The following is a 19,875-nucleotide window of genomic DNA, read 5'->3' as shown; positions in this document are numbered from 1 at the left end:
CGGTTGCGTGGATTTTTCGTTTTTAACCGTCTCAACACAGTTATGCTCACTTCTTGATGAGTGGCTGGCTGACTGTCATAAGCAGCATAGCGTTGAGGCGCCGTTATGTGAACTTGACGAGATCCTTGAAGATCAGTTTACCCCAGGTATTGCCCCTGGCCTGGACGAGCAGGCCGCCATCCTTGAGCGGTCCTAGCGCAATCGGCGCGAAACCGAGCTGTTCGGCGAGAACCGCGACCGGCGCCAGCGCATTTTCGTCATCGCTCGACAAAAACACGACGCGGCTGCCGCCATTCACGCTCGGATCAGCGGCCAGAACGCCGGCGGCCAGATGGTTAAAACCCTTTACGAACCCGGCGTCGGTAAAGGCTTTGGCGACAACCGCGGACGACGGCTGATCTTGCAAGTCTTCAACGGCAACGCCGAAAGCATTGGTCATGTCGATGACGGTCTTGCCGCGCCAGGTGGTTTTCTGTTTCGCGACGTCCCGATGTTCCCAAAACGGCACCGCCAAAAAGATGATGTCGGACGCGATGGCATCCTGCAGCGTCCTGGGGACAACGGTGGGGCCGATCGCTTGTGCCCGCTGCATCAACGCTTCGGGAGGGCGACGGCTAGCAACGCTCACATTAATGTTCTTTCTTGCAAACGCCCGGGCGAGCGCCTGGCCTACCGCGCCAAAGCCAATAATCGAATAACTCATGCAAACTCTCCCTTCAGTAGGGGTGACCGGCAGCGTAAGCAGACATGGCAATACCCGCTGGACAATCACCGAAATCAGTCCCGTTAATTGAACGGGATGCCCTATTTATCGACATAACCCGGATCATCTTCGCCACGTTAGCGGGCCGCCACCCGCTTTCCAGCGCGATTTCAGATGGCCGAGGTGCCGCCGTCGACATACAATTCCACCCCATTCACGAAGCTCGATTCGTCTGAAGCAAGAAACAGCGCCACCGCCGCGATTTCCTCAGGCCCCCCCATCTTTCCCCGCGGCACCAGGGATTCGAAATACCGCTTCGTCTCTTCGTCGAAGAGTTGCTCTTGAATAGGGGTGGCGATCTGCCCTGGGCTCAGCACGTTCACCCGGATTTTGCGGCCCTTCAGTTCGTTGAGCCACCCGCGGGCGAATGCAAGCAACGTCGCCTTGCTCGCCGCATAGACGCTGAAACCAGGAAAACCTTTGATTGACGCAATTGACCCGGTCATAAAGATCGATCCGCCATCGTTAAACAACGGCAACGCCTTCTGAACCGTAAACAGCGTGCCGCGCGTATTCAGGCCGAAGGTCGCATCGAAATGCTGCTCGGTAATCTCGCCGAGCGGGACGGCTTCGCCGGTGCCAGCGCTCGCGTACAAGACATCGATCTTGCCCTTTTCCCGTTTGACCGTCGCGAACAGGCGGTCGAGGTCGTCGAGATTGGACGCGTCGCCGCGCACGCCGGTCACGTTGCGCCCGATGAGCTTAACGGCCTCGTCCAACGTCTCTTGCCTGCGGCCCGTGATAAAAACATAGGCGCCTTCTTCTACGAACCGCTTGGCGCTCGCCAGCGCCATGCCGCTTGAGCCACCCGTGATAACTGCGACCTTACCTTCCAGCTTTCCCATGACGTTTCCCCTTTCATCGTGTCGGACAGCGTCTGTATTGCCATTGGTATCAGGACGCTGTATCTTGTGGATCACCGGTCCAGATCATCAAGCCAGTATCTGGACCACTGATCCAAATATACGGATCACTGATCCATTTGTCAAGGTACCCTATGCGAGCCGACGCCAGAAAAAATTACAGCCATCTCCTTACCGTCGCGCGTGAGGTCGTCACCGAGCAGGGCGCGGATGCGTCCATGCGCGAGATCGCCCGCCGGGCCGGCGTCGGGCTGGCCACACTGCTCCGGCATTTCCCGACGCGCGAAGCCTTGTTCGAAGCGTTGCTGCGCACGAATCTGGAGACTCTGACGCAAAAGGCAGGCGAAGTTGAGACGTCGAAGCCACCTGACGAGGCGCTCGTGTCCTGGTTTCACGCCGGGGTGGCGTTCGTTGATAGCTACAGCGGCGTAGTCGCCTTGATGGCCAGCGCCCACGCAGACCCGGAGTCCGCGCTTTACGCGCCATGCATCGCGGTGCGCTCGGCGGGCGCGCGACTGCTGCGCCGTGCCCAGGCCGAGGGAACGGCGCGCGCAGATATGGATGCGGACGACCTGTTCGCCCTGATGTCGGCGCTCGGCTGGCTCGTCGCCCAGCCCGGATTCGCGCCGCGGCGGGATCATCTCTTTCATCTTATTACGAGCGCCATCCTGACAAATCAGCCGGGCAACGCCATTAACAAGGCAACGTAGCAGAGCGCAACGCATGGCTGTTCGCATTGCGTGAGATTGTCCGTTGGCTGGGCGTGGCGGACTATTGTGGCGCGTCAGTCTGATAGCCTGCCACGCCACCCCGCCATGGGTCGTCAGCCGATGAGGATGGCGCCAGCGGCGATCACCGCGCACGCCAGCATCTTGCGCACCGTCAGCGCCTCGCCCAGGAAAAAATACCCCATCGCCGCCGCGAACAGGATGCTGGTTTCGCGCAATGCCGATACCGCCCCCATCGGAGCGCCCGCCATGGCGTAAATGACGATGCCATAGGCCAGCAGAGACACCAGCCCGCCGATAAAAGCCGTGATGAACCCGGGCCGGGGGGTCAATAAACTCGTTACGCCGCGCAGGCCGATGTATACCGCCGGCATCAAGATGCCCCACAAGGCGCACATCCATGCCGTGTATGCCATCGGCGCGCCGGACAAGCGCACGCCGATGCCGTCCGTTACGCTGTAAGCGGCAATGAAACATCCGGTTCCCAGGGCATACGACAGGTTTGCCGGCGCCAGCCGGCGCCCGGTGAAGGTCAGGGAAATGATACCGCCCGATATCAGGGCAATGCCAACCAGAGCGCCCATCCCTATCCGCTCGCCGTCGAACACCGATGCCGCGACGGTGATTAACAAAGGCGAGGAACCGCGTGAAACCGGATAGGTTTGCCCTAGGTCTCCAGCCTGATAGCTCCTGACGAGAAACAGGTTATAACCCACATGCAGCCCCGCCGAAAACAGCGCATACATCCAGCTGGCTTTGGCTGGAGGCGCAAGGCACAAGGCGATGGCGGCGCTGGCAACCGCTACCGCCAGGCACATGACCGTCATCGACCACAGCCTGTCGGCTCCGCCGCGCAAAAGCGTATTCCAGCCGGCATGCAAGAGCGCGGCGCACAGTATCAGTAAAATAATATGAAAGGGCATGCGCCATAGTAAGCAGCCCGGCGCCTTGATGAAAGCAAAGTCTCCTCATTGCTGCATGAAGATATCCTCATGTATCGGTATCAGAGATAGCCTTGTTGGGCCTGGGCTGATTGCGCCATGAGCCAGTGGCGAAAGCTGACGATATGAGGCTGCGATTCGACAGCTTTTGGACAGACAAAATAATAAGCGACCGGCGAAGGGAACGGTATGTCGAACAGCCGGACCAGGCTGCCGTCGCGTAGTTCAGTTTCGACATGTCCGCTGCGGGCCAGGGCTATACCCTGGCCCAGCAGCGCCGCCTGGACCGTCATATTCGTGTCGGCGAACCTGACGCTTTCCCTGAGCGCGGAAATGCCGACCCCCGCCTGTTGCAGCCACAGCGCCCATTTCGGCACCAGATCCGCGCCGTCTCTTGTCAGCAGCGGGTAGCGCAATAATTCGGCAGGCTCATGGGGCGCGCCAAATCGATGCAAAAGATCGGGACTGGCAACCGGAAAGATCTGCTCCCTGAACATGAATTCCGAGTACAGGCCTGGATAATTGCCGGTGCCGAAACGGATGGCCACGTCCGACTCGGCGCTGGAAAAATTGATGGCTTTGTCCGTGGTTTCCAGCGTGACCAGAATTTCCGGATGCCGCTGGGACAAATCCGGCAATCTTGGCAGCAGCCATTTCAGGGCGAAGGAGTAGGTGGTACTAAGCCTGAGCCGGACCCTGCCCTTTTGCTCTCTCAGATCGCTGAGCGTCGCCTCCAGGTGCATAAAGAATTCACGCACGATGGGCGCCAGCGCTGCGCCTGCAGGCGTCAGGCTCAATGATTTACCACGCTGAAATAGCGACAAGCCCCAGATCTCTTCGAGATGTTTAAGCTGATGGCTTACCGCGCTTTGGGTAATATGCAATTCGTCCGCAGCGGCGGTGAACGTTGCATGCCGCGTCGCCACCTCAAAGGCGCGCAGCGTGGCGGTGGGAGGCAGATCCCTCATCATGTTGTTTCCTCGGTGAACACACGCCATAGCGGCTTATATGAACAGAAGCTCATGGTAATACATTCTACACCCCGGCTGAAAAAAAGACGCCGGGGTCTTGCGGTTCTGAATTCATCGAAAATCTACCCCAAGGACGGAACGGGACGTTCAGGCGCCGCCCGTACGCGGCCAAGTCCCCGAAAATTTATATGCCTACGGCATTTGTATTTGATTTCCGTGCCCATCATGCGGCATGCTTTTTTAACATTCGCAAAACGCATTATATCTATGACCCTATTTTGCTTCCCTCGACGCTGGTTCGCATGACCGCTTTTGCCTTTAGCGTAGTGCTGTTTGCCGCTGTGTTGCACGCCACCTGGAATGCCGTGGTCAAAGGCGGCGCCGATAAACTACTAACGACCATACTGGTCACCGCGTGCGCCGCGCTGATCGCCGCCCTGGCGCTGCCGTTTTTGCCCGCCCCCGCCAAGGAAAGCTGGCCTTTTATCGGCGCGTCGGCCCTGCTGCAAGTTCTGTATTTTTGCCTGGTGGCGAGAACCTATCGCATCGCCGATATGAGTCAGACCTATCCTTTAATGCGCGGCAGCGCCCCGCTTATCGTCGCGGCCATGGGCGCGTTATTTTTTGGCGTGGTATTCACGCCGACCGCCTGGCTGGGAATTGCCATAATTTGCGCAGGTATAATAAGCATGGCCATATTTGCGCACGGGCAAGACAAAAAAGGGGTGGTGTTGGCGTTGCTCAATGCCGCTGTTATCGCCGGTTACACCCTTATTGACGGGCAAGGCGTGCGGTTATCCCGCGCCCCCGCCGCGTATACGTTGTTGATTTTCCTGTTTACCGGAGTGCCCCTGCTTGCCTGGGCCATGTGCAGGCGACGCGCTGCGGTAAAAGGCTATTTCGCCGCCAATTGGCATCTGGGCATGGCGGGCGGATTTGGCACCGTCGCCTCCTATGGGCTGGCGCTGTGGGCCATGACGGTTGCGCCGGTCGCCGTGGTTGCCGCGCTGCGGGAAACCTCGATAGTATTTGGGCTTATTCTCTCGGGCCTGGTCCTGCGCGAACGCATAAGTCCATCACGGGTCGTGGCGGCCTGCATCATAGCGATAGGCGCGGGAGTGTTGCGGTTGGCTTAAAATCCCGGCGCTAAAATTTCCCCCAGCCGTTAAGCAATTAATCTGGTTTACATCGCGTAGTACCGAAGGCGATCGCCAGCGCCGGCATTAGAAAGAGACAGCGACGAAAGGCCGTGCCGCAATGCCGTGATGACCACTACAGATTCATTGTTCCCTTATCGTAATCCATCTGGGCTTGCAGAACCTGGGCTGAATGAGTAACCGTCCAGTCAAATAATGCCCGAAACGGCACCTCCAGCGTGCGCCCCAGCGGCGTGACGCTGTACTCCACCGCGACCTGGGAAGCAGGAATAACCCGGCGGGCAAGGATGCCGCTGCGCTCGAGGCGCCTTAGGCTAAGGGTCAGTGATTTTTGGGAAATGCCGTCCAGGCAACGCCTGATTTCATTGAAGCGCAAGGGCTTATGGCACAGCGCCGCCAGGATCAGCACCGACCATTTATCCGTGATCTGATCCAGCAGTAAACGGCTTGAACCGCCGGCTCCCCCCGCCTCTATGGCCGGCTCGTCTTGAGCCGCCGTTTGCCCAGCCTGATTCAACATGCGGTTTCCTCCGGGATACCTGATGACATATTAGTGCCTAATTGACACCTAGTATACGTCATATACCATATGGATTCATAACCCACAAGGAGTTACCCATGTCATCTTTATATCCTGAGCAAACCGCCGATACGCTCGCCGTGGTCGAGGCGTTGTACCGGTTCGCCGCGGGCATCGATCTGCGCGATACCGACCTGCTCGCCTCAGCGCTGGCGGAAGATGCGGTGTCCGATTTCCGGCCCGCCGCGGCAAAAGCCGGATTTGAATACCCGGTGCTGGAAGGCCGGGACACTATTGTCACGGCCCTGTCGAACGCACTTAGCCAGCTCGACACGACACATTCCGTGAGCAATCCGCGGGTCTGCATTAACGGCGATAAGGCGCATCTGGAGGCGTTGGTGGAGGCGCAGCACGTAGCGCGCAATGATAACTCGCGCCACTACCTGATGAAAAACCGCTATAACGTCGAGCTGGTAAGGCGTGACCAGGTATGGCTTATTCAGCGCAACACGGTCGACAACGTCTGGCGGACCGGGGATCCAACGGTGCTCGCGGGTGCTTAGGATCCTTTAACATCCCGCGGCGCGCAGGAAGCCCGTCACCATCTGCGTGAATTCTTCGGGGCGTTCCAGCATCGCCAGGTGTCCGCTGTCCAGTTCGGCATAGCGGGCGCCGGCTATTTGCGCGGCCAGCGCCCGCCCGTGGGCGGGCGGCACCCTATAGTCATGAGTGCAGCCTATGACCAGCGCGGGTTGGGTAATGCGCCCGACCCGATCGCTTACGACCAGAACCAGGTCCAGTTCCACCTGGCGCCCTGTTACTTTCCCCGTCACCGCCGGTGCCATGTACCAATACCAGACCAGGACCCTCGCCATCAACCCGATAGGACACTGTCGTACCCTCGATTTTAACCATTGGCATGATATAAACTCTCACCGTAATCAAAGGAGGCTTTAGGCTAAACTCTGACCGTGCTGTCAAGGTCAAGAGAAAATTCAGGGGTAGCCTGGACGGCTTGCCGTGGTGGAGCGTTGCCGGACGTCATAAAAGCCCTGTTACGTTTTATAAGAACGCGCGCGATCGGTGCGCATTCAAAATATTCTCTTACGTCTTAATAAGAACGCGATCGATCAGTCCCCACTCAAGCGCTTCCTCCGCCGTCATAAAACGGTCGCGATCGAGCGTGCGCTCAACCTCTTCATAGCTGCGCCCGCAATGCTCGGCATATAATCGCGTAATCCGGCGTTTCGTTTGCCGCATTTCTTCGGCGTGGATAAAGATGTCCGAGGCCTGTCCCTGATAACCGCCCAAAGGTTGATGCACGTGCAAACTGGCGTTGGGCAGCGCCACCCGCTGGCCGGGCGCGCCCGCCATCAACAGAAATGATCCCATCGAGCGCGCGGTTCCCATGCAAAGGGTATAGACCGGCGCCTGAATAAACTGCATGGTGTCATACATGGCGAAACCGCTGGTAACGACGCCGCCGGGCGAATTGATATACAGATGGATGGGCTTTTCCGGATTCTCGGCTTCCAGGAAAAGAAGCTGCGCGCAGACCAATGCCGACATCGTATCGTCGACTTCACCATTGAGGAAGATAATGCGTTCGCGCAACAGCCGTGAATAAATATCGAAAGATCGTTCACCCCGGCTGGATTGCTCGACCACCATCGGGATGAGTTGCAGCGCTTCGCGCATGGGCGACTCCTTATGGTTATGGCAAAAATACGCTGTGGCCCGCCAGGCGGATCAGGCGGCAAGCATCAGAGAAGACGTGTCGTCGTTGGCCGCAGGGGGCACCGGGCTGCCCAGCCGCGCATCTGCCAGCCGGTGGATAATAGTCAGAATGGTCCCGCCCGCGTCATTCGGCCTGATATGCAATGTGACATGGCTTGCAAGGAAAGGCGGTTCTGCTTCCCGCAGGCGATAACGTATTTTGCCTTCCCGGGTTGATGAGAGGGGTGCGCATTGCCCCAGGGCCACGCCGGGTAGCCATTTCTCACGCAGCGCGGGAATACTGATGGCCCGCCAGACCTTTTCCGCAGGCGCATCAAGTTCATATTCGAATCGCAGCTCGTTGACGCGATCCCCGGTTTTAGGGTTTGTCATTGATCCATATCCTTCAGCAAAACTTTCAAATCATCCACCCGCGCGGGCCAGTAGGCCCGATACTTCGCCAGCCAGCGGGCGATAAGCGCCAAACCCTGCGGATTAATGTCGTAGTTGACAAAACGGCCCCGCCGCTCTTCGCGCACCAGACCGGCGTTGCGCAGTACCGCCAGGTGCTGCGACATGGCGGATTGGCTAATTTCGATGCCCACGCGCAGCGCGCTGGCGTTCATACTGCCGTCCGCCAGTTTTTCGAAGATGGCGCGTCGCGTCGGATCGGCTAACGCCTTAAAGATGTCGTTTTCTATCATAGCAAACACATTAGCACTTACTTATGTGTCGTGCAAGCTTCCACGCTATTTAAGCGCCCTGAACGCGTGATGGTGCGCGAAAAAGCATGGCGCTATACTGTTTATGTCGCACCGGTTCAAGGCGGTCTGTGACAAACCGGCCCGATATGGCGATAATACGGCAAAGCACCCTTGGGGAAAGGCAACGGCATGACGACAGCGCAGGATGACAATCTGCTGGGAAACTATCTCAGGTATCGCCGCACCAGGCTCGACGCGGCAAGCCTGGGCTATTCCATGACCCGCAGGCGTACGCCCGGCCTGCGCCGCGAGGAGGTGGCGCTGCTCGCCAACGTCAGTACCACATGGTATACCTGGCTTGAGCAGGGCCGCGGCGGCGCGCCGTCGGCCGACGTGCTCGACCGCCTCGCCCGCGCGCTTGCCCTGACGGATGTCGAGCGCGAGCATTTATTCCTGCTGGCCCAGAACCGGCCGCCGGAGGTGGCTTATGCCAAGCGCCGCGGCGTGACGCCGCAGTTGCAACGTATGCTTGACTCGCTGGAATATTGTCCCGCGTATGTCAAAACCGCCGAATGGGACATTATTGCCTGGAATCGCGCCGCCACGGTGGTGCTGGCCAATTATCCGGCGCTGCCCGAATCCCGGCGCAATATTTTGCGCATCATTTTCTGCGACCCCGGCATCAGGACAAAAATACCCAATTGGGAAAGCGTGGCTCGTTTCGTGGTCACCACCTTTCGCACCGAAACGGCCAGGACCGGCGTAGGCGCGCATGCCAGGGCGCTGGTAGAGGAATTAAGCCTGGCCAGCCCGGAGTTCGCGGCCTTGTGGCGTGACCATGACGTCGGCATTTACGGTGAGGGAACCAAGTATATCCGGCATTCGACCCTGGGACTGATCACGCTCGAATATTCGGCTTTCTCCGTCGACGGCAAGCCGGATCTGGGCCTGGTTATCTATAATCCGGCAACGCCCGGCGATCGGGCCGGCATCCGGGCGCTGTTGGCGGCAACCCAGGCGCCTGCGCCGCTACCGCCGGCGATGCCGGAGTAGAAGCCCAGGCCAGGGCGGCGGCGCATTGGCCCCCTGCTACGCTTTTAGCCCCAGGCTTTGCTTGAGGGATTTAAGGTAGCGCCGGCTGACCGGCACCGTCTGGCCGTTGCTCAGTACAATCTCCGCCTGGCCGGAGTCTTCCAGGCGAATTTCGCGCAAATGCGCCAGATTGACCAGGAACTGCCGGTGACACCGCACCAGCGGGGTACGGCTTTCCAGCAGTTTCAGCGTCAGCTCGGTGAAACATTCCCCGCCCTCGATACCGGTGACATACACCCCGCTCAGCCTGGAGTTGGCGAACAGCACGTCCTCGGTTTTCAAAAGATAGATGCGGCTGTGGCCGGTGCAGGGAATGTATTTCAGGGCGCTTTCCTGAACCGCCAGCAGGCCGATATCCTGCTCCGGGCGTTCATTGTGCAGACGGCCAAGCGTCTTGGCCAGGCGCCGCGACTCGATAGGTTTTAGCAGATAATCAAAGGCGTGTTCCTCGAACGCGCGGACGGCGTACTCATCAAAGGCGGTCAGGAAGACGATATACGGCATGCAGGCCGGATCGATCATGCCGACCATTTCCAGCCCGCTGATGCGCGGCATCTGGATATCCAGAAAGATGACGTCCGGATGCAGCCGGTGCACCGCCCCTATCGCTTCCAGGGCATTGGCGCTCTCGCCGACGATGGCAATTTGCGGATCCTGCTGGAGCAGGCAGCGCAGGTTTTCCCGCGCCAGCGGTTCGTCATCGACAATCAGCACGCTCAGCATGGGACCTCTTCCTCCAGCGGCAGGCTCAGGATAATACGGGTAAACAGCTCGGGACGGGATTCGACGCTGATGCCGTACTCCTCGCCATAGCGCACCCGTACGCGCTTATCCACCAGATTCATGCCAAGCCCGGTATTGCCGGCGACCAACCGATACAGACCGGCATTGTCCTCGATGCACAACAGCAGGCGGTGGTCATGCTGCCGCGCGCTCAGGGTCACGATGCCCTGACCCAGCAGTTGCGAGGTGCCGTGCTTAATGGCGTTTTCCACCAGGGGCTGCAGGGAGAAGGCCGGCAGATGCATGCCGAGCAATGCCTCGGGCAGATCAAAGCGGATTTGCAGACGGTCCTGAAAACGCGCCTTTTCAATTTGCAGGTAGGCATTGACATGCTCGATTTCGTCGGCGAGCGTGACCACCTCCTCCGAGCGTTTCAGATTCTTGCGAAAAAACGTCGAGAGATTCTGCACCAGTTGGCTGGCCTGATCGCTGTCGCGGCGGATCACCGCCACCAGCGTATTCAGGGCGTTAAATAAAAAATGCGGATTGACCTGGGCATGCAGCAGCTTGATTTCCGACTGCGTCAGCAACAGTTTATGCCGTTCGTACTGCCCGGCCAGGATCTGCGCGGACAGCAGGCTGGCGATGCCTTCGCCCAGGGTACGGTTGATGGAGCTGAACAGCCGGTTTTTGGCCTCGTACAGCTTGATTGTGCCAATCACCTCACCGTTTTCGCCTTGCAGCGGGATGACCAGCGCCGACCCCAGCTTGCAGTGACGTTGTAACGAACACTGGTACGGCGTCTCGTTGCCGTCGGCATAGAACACTTCATTATTATCAATGGCCCGGCGCGAATGCGCGGAGGAAATCGGCGTGCCGGGTACGTGGTGATCGTCGCCGATGCCGATAAACGCCAGCAGCTTTTCCCGGTCGGTAATGGCGACGGCGCCGATATCCAGCTCCTGGTAGATGACCTCCGCCACCTTCATGCTGTTTTCCTGGTTAAATCCCTGGCGCAGAAAACCTTCGGTACAAACGGCGATTTTCAGCGCGCGGGCGGAAAAGGCCGAGGTATATTTCTCGAACATCGCCCGCCGGTCCAGCAGGATGCGCATAAACATCGCCGCCCCGACGCTGTTGGTGACGATCATCGGCAAGGCGATGCTCCTGACCAGCCGCAGCGCCTCTTCATAAGGACGGGCCACCGCCAGGATAATCATCATCTGCAGCATTTCCGCCAGCAGCGTGACGCCGGCGGCGGTAAACGGATTAAACAGGCGATCGATACGCCCGCGCCTGATCAGCAGCCGGTGCGCCAGACCGCCGAGCAGGCCTTCCACCACCGTGGAAATCATGCAGCTGACGGCAGTCATGCCGCCCAGGGAATAACGGTGCAGACCCCCGGTCAAACCGACCAGCACGCCGACCACCGGCCCGCCCAGCAGGCCGCCCAGCACCGCGCCGATGGCGCGGGTATTGGCGATGGAATCCTGAATATGCAGGCCGAAATAGGTGCCCATAATGCAAAACATGGAAAACATGACATAGCACAAGAGCTTATGGGGCAGTCGGACGGTAACTTGCATCAGCGGGATAAACAGCGGCGTTTTACTCAGCAGGTACGCAATAACCAAATAGACGCACATCTGCTGTAACAACAGTAAAACCAAATTGAACTCATGCATAAACAACGGCTCGTAAAATAACGCCCGTCATGCGCGGCGCGCGCGGGACTCAGTGGCGCTAACTTACCGAAAAACGCCGGCGTTGTCTTTGATGGTACTCACTAATTTGTATGCTGATTACATTAAAAGCGCTGTAAACGGCGGCGGTAGGTTTTGACCCCGCCGCCGCCGTTCTGTTACGCAGGCGCTAAGGCGTAAGCCCGGCCGGCGGCAATACCGTACGCGCGGCTATCAGTCCTTAGGATCAGAACCCTTCCAGCACTAACTTGCCCCGGGATTTGCCGCTTTCCAGCAGCGCGTGCGCTTTGCGCAGATTGGCGGCGTTGATGGCGCCGAAATGCTGGGCGAACGTGGTCTGGAGCACGCCCTGGTCGATAAGCGCGGCAATGCGTTCAAGCAGGTGGTGCTGGTTAATCATATCCGCAGTTTCAAACCGGGAACGGGTGAACATCAATTCCCAGTGCAGGGACAGGGACTTGGCCTTAAGCGGCAATGCGTCGAGCGCGGCCGGATCGTCAATCAGGGCCAGGCGTCCCTGTGGCGCCAGAGCCTCGATCAGTTGCGGATAATAGCTGTCGGTATGCGTCAGGCTCGCCACGTGGGTGACATTGGCGATACCCAACTGCGTTAACTGATCCAGCAGGGGACGGGAATGATCGATCACATGGTGCGCGCCCAGTTTCAGCACCCAGTCGCGGGTTTCCTGACGCGAGGCGGTGCCGACCACCGTCATTCGGGTCAGCCTTCGCGCCAGTTGGGTGAGTATCGACCCCACCCCGCCGCCGGCGCCGATAATCAGCAGCACGTCGCCTTCGCCGCCGTTTTCGGCCACGCCCAGCCGGTCAAACAACAATTCCCAGGCGGTGACCGAGGTCAGCGGCAGCGCGGCGGCATGGGCGAAGTCCAGCGAGGCTGGTTTGTGCCCGGCGATGCGCTCATCCACCAGGTGAAATTCGCTGTTGCAGCCCGGCCGTGTAATGGAACCGGCATAAAAAACCTCATCGCCGGGTTTAAACAGCGTGACGTCCGCGCCCACCGCCTCGACAACGCCGGCGACATCCCAGCCCAGCACGCGCGGTGCGCTGACCTCCGCTTTGGCGCGCACCTTGGTGTCGACCGGATTGACGGAAATCGCCTTGACCGCCACCAGCAAATCGCGCGCTCCCGGTGTCGGTTTGGGCAGGTCGATATCCACCAGCGCCTGGGGATCTTCAATAGGCAGTCCATGCCGGGTATAGGCAATCGCTTTCATCAGTTTTTCTCCCGTAGATCGTCTTAATAAAATGCGGCCCGGGCCATCTGGCGTTCAAGCGTGGCGCAACGCCGGCGCCGGGCGCAATGCGGATTCATCAACATTCTGAAAGTCTAGACTTTTTTTTTACCGCCACCTACCCATAAAATGCACTAACACCTACTCTGTAGAAGTGTAAATCAGCGGCGCCGGAAAGCACATGGCTATTCTGACGCATCATGTTGTATATTTGATGCACTGTGTTTATTTGCCGCCGCGGCGGCCTTCAGGCGGGAAAAGCGGTGAGTTATCAACCAGGCCCAATAGAACACTCTTACCTCGGTTCCAGCGTATACGCCAATCTGCGCCAGGCATTGATTACCGGCCAGCTGAAACCTAACGATCGATTACGCATCCGCGAACTGGCGGCGCAGGTCGGCACCAGCGTAACCCCGGTCAGGGACGCGGTATTGCAGTTGGCCAAAGAACAGGCGCTGGAGATGCGCACGCCCAAAGACATTCGCGTGCCGTCCCTTAACCAAGAACAATACCTGGAGCTGAAAACCCTGCGCCTGGAGCTGGAAGGCATGGGCGCGCAGCGCGCGGCCATGCGCGTCACCCCCGCCGCCGTCCAGCTGTTGACCGTCAATATCCGGCGCAATATTCGCGCCATTACCGAAGAGGATTGGGTGTCCGCGCTCAGGCTTAACAGCGAATTTCATTTACTGGTGGCGCAAAGCGCCATGATGCCGGTGCTGAGCAGCTTTATCGACCGGTTGTGGATGCGCACCGGGCCGCTGATTGCCCAAGCCTACGCCCAGCTCACCCAACAGATGACCATCGGCCATCACCAGACGCTGCTGGCCGCGTTGCGCCAGCGGGACGGTGACGCGGCCGCCAACGCCATGCGCCAGGATATCCTGGACAGCGATGCGATGCTGGCCCGATTTACCGCCGCCAGCCAGACGGCGCCGCCGGGGTAAACCGGTAAACCCGCTCCCGGTCAGACGTGCTGCCCGCCGTTAACCGGAATTTCCGCGCCGTTGACATAGGCGGCGCCGTTGGTGGAAAGAAAATAAATCAGCGAGGCCACTTCCTCCGGCCGGCCCAGGCGCTGCAAGGGTACCTGCCGTTCGATAATATCCTGGGTGCCGGGTGAGAGGATGGCGGTATCGATTTCCCCCGGCGCAATGGCATTGACGCGGATGCCGAAACGGCCGAAATCATAGGCCATTTCGCGGGTCAGCGCGGACAGCGCCGCCTTGGAGGTGGCATAGGCGACGCCGGCGAAAGGATGCACCCGGGTGCCGGCAATGGAGGTCACGTTGATGATCCCGCCCTGGGCCTGCCGCAGCTCCGCAAACAGGCCGTTGGCCAGCAGCGCGGTGGAGAACAGGTTGACATTGAACACCCGCATCCAGGTGGCGTAATCGGTTTCGCGCACCCCCAGCCTGCCGCCGTCGGCGGCCTTGGGCGAGATGCCGGCGTTATTGACCAGCGCGTCCAGCCGCCCGCCCAGTTTTTCTTTGATAAGCGGCAGCGCGGACTCGACGCCGGCGATATCTTCCAGATCCAGATGGATGTGATTGAGCATTTTTTCGGCCCAGGGACATTCTTCCACCCAGCTTTGGCGCGAGGCGGTAAAAATCCGCCAGCCGGCCGCATGGAAATGCTTGACGGTGGCATGGCCGATCCCGCGGCTGGCGCCGGTCAGCAATAAGGTTTTCTGCTCCAAGGCGTTCACTCCCCGGTGATGCGTGATGCAACAAAATCTACCTGAAAACCCTTGCCGGGGCATCCGCTTTTTTCCGCTTGGCGCCGCCCCCCTTATCACCGTTGCGCCATCTTATCTCCCGCGCCCTTCCGATCCGCGGATGCGTGCGGAACGGCGGCGGAGCATTTCCATCACCAATAATAATATCAGCGAGGCGCCCACCATCAGCGAGGCGGCGGCGGCAATGGTCGGATCCAGGTTTTCGCGGATGCCGGCGAACATTTGGATTGGCAGGGTACGCTGTCCGGGACTGGCCAGGAACAAAGTGACCACCACCTCGTCGAATGAGGCGGCAAAGGCAAATAAGGCGCCGGAAAACACGCCGGGGGCAATCAGCGGCAGCGTTACCCTGGCAAACACCAGCCACGGCGGCGCGCCAAGGCTGGCGGCGGCGCGGGACAGGTTGCGATCGTAGTTTTTCAGCACCGCGGTGACGGTGATGACCACAAAAGGCACGCCCAGCATGGCGTGCGCCAGCACCAGGCCGAGATAGCTGTTCAACAGCGATATGCGGGCGAAAAAGAAAAACAGGCCCACCGCCACGATCACCACCGGCGCTATCATCGGCGAGACGATAATCGCCATCACCAGGGTCTTGCCGCGGAACTCGCCGCGCACCAGGCCCACCGAGGCCAGGACGCCGAGAATGGTGGCCAGCAGCGTGGCCAGCGGCGCTATCAGCAAACTATTGCCCAGCGCCCCCAGCCACTCGCGGGAATGAAAAAACGCCTGATACCAGCGCAGTGAAAATCCGTTTAGCGGATAGCTGAGAAACGAGCCGGAGTTAAACGACAGCGGCACGATGATCAGCACCGGCACCACCAAAAACAGCAGTATCGCCGCGCCGTAAAAATTAAAGGCGGTATGCCACAACCGCATCAGGAACAGGCCTTCCTGTCTTATCATCATCATTCTCCCGGTTAATGCGCGGCCAGCTCCGCCTGCGTCCGGGTAACCCGGATGTAGACGATATAGAGCAGGATCACGATGATGAGCAATTGGCTGCCGAGAGCCGCCGCCATGCCCCAATTCATCGTGGTATTGGTGAAGAACGCCACAAAATAGCTCAGCATCTGGTCGCCGGGGCCACCGAGCAGCGCGGGCGTGATGTAATAACCGATGGCCATGATAAACACCAGCAGTCCCCCCGCCGCAATGCCGGCATAGGTTTGCGGCACATACACCCGCCAGAAGGCGGTAAAGGGATGCGCGCCCAGCGAAATGGCGGCGCGCATATAGTTAGGCGAGATGCCTTTCATCACGGCATACAGCGGCAGGACGATAAAGGGCAGCAAAATATGGGTCATGGCGATATACACGCCGACGCGGTTAAACACCAGCACCAGGGGCTTGTCGATAATGCCGGCATACAACAGGGCGCCGTTGATCAAGCCGCCCGATTGCAACAGCACAATCCAACTGGCGGTACGAACAATTAACGAAGTCCAGAAGGGCAGCAGCACCATGATCAGCAGCAGGTTGGCGCGGCCGGCCGGCTGTTTCGACAGCCAGTAAGCCAGCGGGTAGCCCAGCGCCAGGCAGATAAGCGTCACCACCGCCGCCATCAGCAGCGTACGCAGCAGCACCCCGATATACAGCGCCTGCCCCTCGGGCAAACGGGTTATCTCCCCGGTCTGGATATCCACCTTGCGATCAAACACCGCCAGGACATAATAACCGGTAAAAGGCCGGCTGGCCCGCTGCACCGAGCGCCAGACGGTAATATCGCCCCATTGCGGTAAGGCCTGGATCAGCGCGGCGCGGGTCATGCCCGGCGCGTCAGGCGCGGCGCGGGTCATGCCCGGCGCGTCAGGCGCGGCGCGCAGCGTACGCATAATCAGCCCGCGGTAAGCGGGGCTTTCGTAGCTCAGGCGTTTTGCCACCGTGGCAATCTGCCCGTCGGCGCGCGCCCGGCGCAGATCGCTGACCAGCGCCTGGAAAACGGCCTCATCCGGCAGCGCGGTGCCGTCCCACCGGGACAGCGCCGCCGTCACGTTGGGCAGCCCGTCGCGAACCTCGGGGTTCGCCACGCTTTTTATCAGGATAGAGGCGATGGGCACCACAAAACTTATCAGGATAAACAGCAACAGCGGAGCCACCAGCAGCCAGGTGCGGCGCTTGTAAATCCTTTGCGACTGAGACAACTGCTGCTTCAGCGTGGCGGTATTTAACGTGCCGTCGTCGGCATCCCGCGCCGGCATGGCTCTACTTGATGTCATTGTTTCGTCTCCGGAATGCGTGGCGATCCCATGCCGCCAACCCTTACTGGGCGGCCCAGGCGTTAAAGCGCTGCTCAAGATCTTCGCCATGCTCGATCCAGAACTGCGTATCCACCGCCAGGGCATTGGCCAGGTTATCCGGCGACGTCGGCAGGTTGGCGGCAATCGCCGGCGCGATCAGGCCGATGGCGTTTTTATTGGTTGGCCCGTAGGGAATATTTTCCGCAAAGACCTTTTGGTTTTCCGGCTGGTTGGCGAAGGCGATAAACTGTTCCGCCAGGGCCTTATGCTTGGATCCTTTGACGATGGCCCAGCTATCCAGATCGTAGAGGCTGTTGTCCCATACCATTTTGAAATCATGCCCTTCGGTGGCGGCGGCGGCCACACGGCCGTTATAGGCGGAGCTCATGACCACATCGCCGGAAACCAGCCACTGCAGCGGCTGCGCGCCGGATTCCCACCATTGAATATTCGATTTGATTTCATCAAGTTTGCGAAAGGCCCGGTCAACCCCCACCGGCGTCGCCAGCTGCGAATAGACATCCTCGCGCCTTACGCCATCCGCCAGCAGGGCGATTTCGAGGGTAAACTTGGCGCTCTTGCGCAGCGCGCGCTTGCCGGGGAAATCCTTCACATTCCAGAAGTCGGCCCAGCTGGTCGGCGCTTTTTTCAGTTTCTGCGCATCATAGGTCAGCACGGTGGACCACAGGAAAATACCGGCGCCGCACTCGGTGGCCGAACCCGGCACATACTCGCTTTTATCGCCCAGCTTGGACCAGTCCAGGGTTTCAAACAGGCCTTCGTCGCAGCCGCGACGCAGTTCCGGGCCTTCCACCTCCACCAGATCCCAGCCTACCTGGCCGGTTTCCACCATGGAGCGGATCTTGGCCATTTCGCCGTTGTATTCCCCAGCCTCGATGTCGCCTTTGCCCGATGCTTTAAACGGCTGGTAAAAGGCTTTTTCCTGCGCCACTTTGTTCTGGCCGCCGAAGGAAATCACGGTCAGTGTTTCCGCCTGGGCCTGGAAGGCCAGCCCGACCAGCAATGTGGATACCGCTAATTGTTTCAACATATCCTGTCCCCTAAAAAATGCGCCAACGAAAAGTTAAATGATGCATCATACATCAAGCATCTTTCGTGCCACTCTGGCATTTTTTCTTCAGGGAGTCCGCACGCGGTGAATACGGGGGTCTGTCATGGAATGGATGCCGGGTTGCACCCGGGTTATGCGTTAAAGCCGTGCAAAGTTGCAACAGGTTGCACCCTGGCGATGCAGCCGCGTTTGCTTCCCCGGCCTGTATCGGCGACAGGCCGGGAAAAGCGGATTATCACGCTGAGGCGATAGCCACGCACAGGTATTTCATTTCCAGGTATTCGTCGATGCCGAAGCGCGATCCTTCACGACCGAGCCCCGACTGCTTAACGCCGCCGAACGGCGCCACTTCATTGGAGATAAGACCGGTATTCACGCCTACCATGCCGTACTCCAGCGCTTCGGGCACGCGCCATTGCCGGGCGGCGTCGCGGGTAAACACATAGGCGGCAAGCCCGAATTCGGTGGCATTGGCCAAAGCCACGGCCTCTTCTTCGTCGCTGAAGGGGAACAGCGGCGCCACGGGGCCAAAAGTCTCCTCGCGAGCAAAACGCATCTTGCCGGTGACGTCGCCTATCAGGGTCGGTTCAAAAAAGGTGCCGCCCAGCGCGTGGGGCTTACCGCCGGCCAGCAGCGTGGCGCCCTGGGACAACGCGTCGTCGATATGCGCGCGCACCTTGTCGACGGCAGCCGCATCGATGAGCGGTCCCTGCGTGGTGCCTTCCGCCATGCCGTCGCCCACCTTAAGCCGCGCCACTTCGGCTACCAGCCGGGCGACCAGGGCGGGATAAATGCCCCGCTGCACATAGATACGGTTGGCGCAAACGCAGGTCTGGCCGCTGTTGCGGAATTTCGAGGCCATGATGCCGGCCACGGCGCTGTCCAGATCCGCGTCGTCAAACACGAGTACCGGCGCGTTGCCGCCCAGTTCCAGGGAAAGTTTTTTGATAGTTGGCGCGCATTGCGCCATCAGCAGACGCCCCACCTCGGTCGAGCCGGTGAAGCTCAGCTTGCGCACCACGGGACTGGCGCACAGCACCTGTCCCACATCGGCGGCGGGGCCGGTGACCACCTGCAAAACGCCGCGCGGAATACCCGCCTGTACCGCCAGCTCGGCCAGGGCCAGGGCGGTAAGCGGCGTTTGTTCCGCGGGTTTAACAATCATGGTGCAACCTGCCGCCAACGCCGGGGCCACTTTGCGCGTAATCATCGCCGCCGGAAAATTCCAGGGCGTGATCGCCGCGGTCACGCCGATGGGCTGCTTCAGCACCAGCAGCCGCTGCCGGGCCTGGGGCGACTGCAGCACGCTGCCCTCCACCCGTTTTCCCTCTTCGGCAAACCATTCGATAAAGCTGTTGGCATAGGCGATTTCGCCGCGCGCCTCGGCCAGCGATTTACCCTGTTCGGCGGTCAACAGCCGCGCCAAATCCTCCTGGTGCGCGGCAATCAACATAGCCCATTTTTGCAGCAGCACGGCGCGTTGTTTACCGGTCAGCGCCCGCCAGGACACCAGCGCCAGCGCTGCGGCATCGATGGCGCGCGCCGTTTGGGCGGCGCTCACCTGCGCCACCTCGGCCAGTATTTCCCCGGTCGCCGGATTGGTGACGGCTTCGCGCGCGCCGCTGTCGCCGTCGCACCATTCACCGTCGATCAACGCCTGGTGACGGAGCAATTGCGGGTTATTAAGCTGCATCA

Annotated in this window: 22 protein-coding genes; 5 read left to right on the top strand and 17 right to left on the bottom strand. The window is 59.8% G+C overall.

The annotated features are described in order from the left end of the window. Window positions 1-103 precede the first annotated feature (103 nt). Both ACL2XF_RS07650 and ACL2XF_RS07645 read right to left on the bottom strand, forming a co-directional pair. On the bottom strand, window positions 104-703 hold the full coding sequence (locus tag ACL2XF_RS07650) for an NADPH-dependent F420 reductase (protein ID WP_410014957.1): 600 nt from the start codon (window positions 701-703) through the stop codon (window positions 104-106). Window positions 704-873: 170 nt separating this feature from the next. Next, entirely contained in the window at window positions 874-1,608 is a 735-nt protein-coding gene (locus ACL2XF_RS07645) for an SDR family NAD(P)-dependent oxidoreductase (protein WP_410014956.1), read from the bottom strand. Window positions 1,609-1,760: 152 nt separating this feature from the next. Here ACL2XF_RS07645 and ACL2XF_RS07640 point away from each other — a divergent pair, with 152 nt between their 5' ends. Next, window positions 1,761-2,336, top strand: coding sequence for a TetR/AcrR family transcriptional regulator (locus ACL2XF_RS07640; protein WP_413728382.1), 576 nt, complete (start codon window positions 1,761-1,763; stop codon window positions 2,334-2,336). A 113-nt stretch (window positions 2,337-2,449) separates the two neighbouring features. Here the strand turns inward: ACL2XF_RS07640 and ACL2XF_RS07635 are convergent, their stop codons facing one another. Together ACL2XF_RS07635 and gcvA are read right to left on the bottom strand one after the other, a co-directional pair. Next, window positions 2,450-3,277, bottom strand: coding sequence for an EamA family transporter (locus tag ACL2XF_RS07635; protein ID WP_413728381.1), 828 nt, complete (start codon window positions 3,275-3,277; stop codon window positions 2,450-2,452). 80 nt (window positions 3,278-3,357) lie between these two features. Continuing rightward, complete coding sequence (gene gcvA / locus ACL2XF_RS07630; RefSeq protein WP_413728794.1) at window positions 3,358-4,263, bottom strand: transcriptional regulator GcvA; 906 nt, start codon at window positions 4,261-4,263, stop codon at window positions 3,358-3,360. Window positions 4,264-4,568: 305 nt separating this feature from the next. Between gcvA and ACL2XF_RS07625 the strand changes: the two genes are divergently transcribed. Next, the gene (locus tag ACL2XF_RS07625; RefSeq protein ID WP_413728793.1) at window positions 4,569-5,402 is read left to right on the top strand and encodes an EamA family transporter; all 834 of its coding nucleotides are present in this window, start codon (window positions 4,569-4,571) and stop codon (window positions 5,400-5,402) included. A 136-nt stretch (window positions 5,403-5,538) separates the two neighbouring features. Here ACL2XF_RS07625 and ACL2XF_RS07620 read toward each other — a convergent pair whose 3' ends face one another. After that, window positions 5,539-5,943 (bottom strand): winged helix-turn-helix transcriptional regulator, encoded by a 405-nt coding sequence (locus tag ACL2XF_RS07620; RefSeq protein ID WP_410014953.1) that lies wholly within the window; start codon window positions 5,941-5,943, stop codon window positions 5,539-5,541. Between the two features lie 98 nt (window positions 5,944-6,041). On the opposite strand from ACL2XF_RS07620, the gene ACL2XF_RS07615 reads away from it, so the two are divergent. After that, entirely contained in the window at window positions 6,042-6,506 is a 465-nt protein-coding gene (locus ACL2XF_RS07615) for a nuclear transport factor 2 family protein (protein ID WP_410014952.1), read from the top strand. A gap of 6 nt (window positions 6,507-6,512) precedes the next feature. Here the strand turns inward: ACL2XF_RS07615 and ACL2XF_RS07610 are convergent, their stop codons facing one another. The 4 genes from ACL2XF_RS07610 to ACL2XF_RS07595 form a co-directional block, all read right to left on the bottom strand. Then, on the bottom strand, window positions 6,513-6,788 hold the full coding sequence (locus ACL2XF_RS07610; RefSeq protein WP_413728380.1) for an alpha/beta fold hydrolase: 276 nt from the start codon (window positions 6,786-6,788) through the stop codon (window positions 6,513-6,515). Between the two features lie 259 nt (window positions 6,789-7,047). Next, window positions 7,048-7,641, bottom strand: coding sequence for an ATP-dependent Clp protease proteolytic subunit (locus ACL2XF_RS07605; protein WP_413728379.1), 594 nt, complete (start codon window positions 7,639-7,641; stop codon window positions 7,048-7,050). Window positions 7,642-7,692: 51 nt separating this feature from the next. Then, complete coding sequence (locus ACL2XF_RS07600) at window positions 7,693-8,052, bottom strand: SRPBCC family protein (RefSeq protein ID WP_413728378.1); 360 nt, start codon at window positions 8,050-8,052, stop codon at window positions 7,693-7,695. Then, a complete protein-coding gene (locus ACL2XF_RS07595; RefSeq protein ID WP_410014948.1) occupies window positions 8,049-8,363 on the bottom strand; it encodes an ArsR/SmtB family transcription factor in 315 nt (104 codons plus the stop codon). Before ACL2XF_RS07595 ends, ACL2XF_RS07600 begins: the two co-directional genes overlap by 4 nt. Before the next feature lie 189 nt (window positions 8,364-8,552). Here ACL2XF_RS07595 and ACL2XF_RS07590 point away from each other — a divergent pair, with 189 nt between their 5' ends. Further along, window positions 8,553-9,416, top strand: a complete 864-nt coding sequence (locus ACL2XF_RS07590; protein ID WP_410014947.1) for a helix-turn-helix transcriptional regulator — start codon at window positions 8,553-8,555, stop codon at window positions 9,414-9,416. 36 nt (window positions 9,417-9,452) lie between these two features. Here the strand turns inward: ACL2XF_RS07590 and btsR are convergent, their stop codons facing one another. The 3 genes from btsR to ACL2XF_RS07575 all read right to left on the bottom strand — a co-directional run bounded on the left by btsR (window position 9,453) and on the right by ACL2XF_RS07575 (window position 13,115). Beyond that, window positions 9,453-10,178, bottom strand: a complete 726-nt coding sequence (gene btsR / locus ACL2XF_RS07585; protein WP_413722927.1) for a two-component system response regulator BtsR — start codon at window positions 10,176-10,178, stop codon at window positions 9,453-9,455. Then, window positions 10,172-11,863, bottom strand: a complete 1,692-nt coding sequence (locus tag ACL2XF_RS07580) for a LytS/YhcK type 5TM receptor domain-containing protein (RefSeq protein ID WP_410014945.1) — start codon at window positions 11,861-11,863, stop codon at window positions 10,172-10,174. The genes btsR and ACL2XF_RS07580 overlap by 7 nt, the downstream gene beginning before the upstream one ends. A gap of 244 nt (window positions 11,864-12,107) precedes the next feature. Continuing rightward, on the bottom strand, window positions 12,108-13,115 hold the full coding sequence (locus tag ACL2XF_RS07575) for a zinc-binding alcohol dehydrogenase family protein (protein ID WP_410014944.1): 1,008 nt from the start codon (window positions 13,113-13,115) through the stop codon (window positions 12,108-12,110). A 281-nt stretch (window positions 13,116-13,396) separates the two neighbouring features. On the opposite strand from ACL2XF_RS07575, the gene ACL2XF_RS07570 reads away from it, so the two are divergent. Next, the gene (locus tag ACL2XF_RS07570) at window positions 13,397-14,077 is read left to right on the top strand and encodes a GntR family transcriptional regulator (RefSeq protein ID WP_410014943.1); all 681 of its coding nucleotides are present in this window, start codon (window positions 13,397-13,399) and stop codon (window positions 14,075-14,077) included. 20 nt (window positions 14,078-14,097) lie between these two features. Here ACL2XF_RS07570 and ACL2XF_RS07565 read toward each other — a convergent pair whose 3' ends face one another. From ACL2XF_RS07565 to ACL2XF_RS07545, 5 genes are all read right to left on the bottom strand, one after another. After that, entirely contained in the window at window positions 14,098-14,829 is a 732-nt protein-coding gene (locus ACL2XF_RS07565) for an SDR family NAD(P)-dependent oxidoreductase (RefSeq protein WP_410014942.1), read from the bottom strand. Between the two features lie 111 nt (window positions 14,830-14,940). Then, a complete protein-coding gene (locus ACL2XF_RS07560; RefSeq protein ID WP_410014941.1) occupies window positions 14,941-15,780 on the bottom strand; it encodes an ABC transporter permease in 840 nt (279 codons plus the stop codon). An 8-nt stretch (window positions 15,781-15,788) separates the two neighbouring features. Continuing rightward, window positions 15,789-17,087, bottom strand: coding sequence for an ABC transporter permease (locus tag ACL2XF_RS07555; protein ID WP_413728377.1), 1,299 nt, complete (start codon window positions 17,085-17,087; stop codon window positions 15,789-15,791). Between the two features lie 43 nt (window positions 17,088-17,130). After that, on the bottom strand, window positions 17,131-18,159 hold the full coding sequence (locus ACL2XF_RS07550; RefSeq protein ID WP_410014939.1) for an ABC transporter substrate-binding protein: 1,029 nt from the start codon (window positions 18,157-18,159) through the stop codon (window positions 17,131-17,133). A gap of 256 nt (window positions 18,160-18,415) precedes the next feature. After that, entirely contained in the window at window positions 18,416-19,873 is a 1,458-nt protein-coding gene (locus ACL2XF_RS07545; RefSeq protein WP_413728792.1) for an NAD-dependent succinate-semialdehyde dehydrogenase, read from the bottom strand. Window positions 19,874-19,875: the final 2 nt, after the last annotated feature.

The sequence above is a fragment of the Sodalis sp. RH19 genome, from assembly GCF_047324215.1.
Lineage (GTDB): Bacteria > Pseudomonadota > Gammaproteobacteria > Enterobacterales > Enterobacteriaceae > Acerihabitans.
This window is presented reverse-complemented; position numbering and strand designations above follow the sequence as displayed.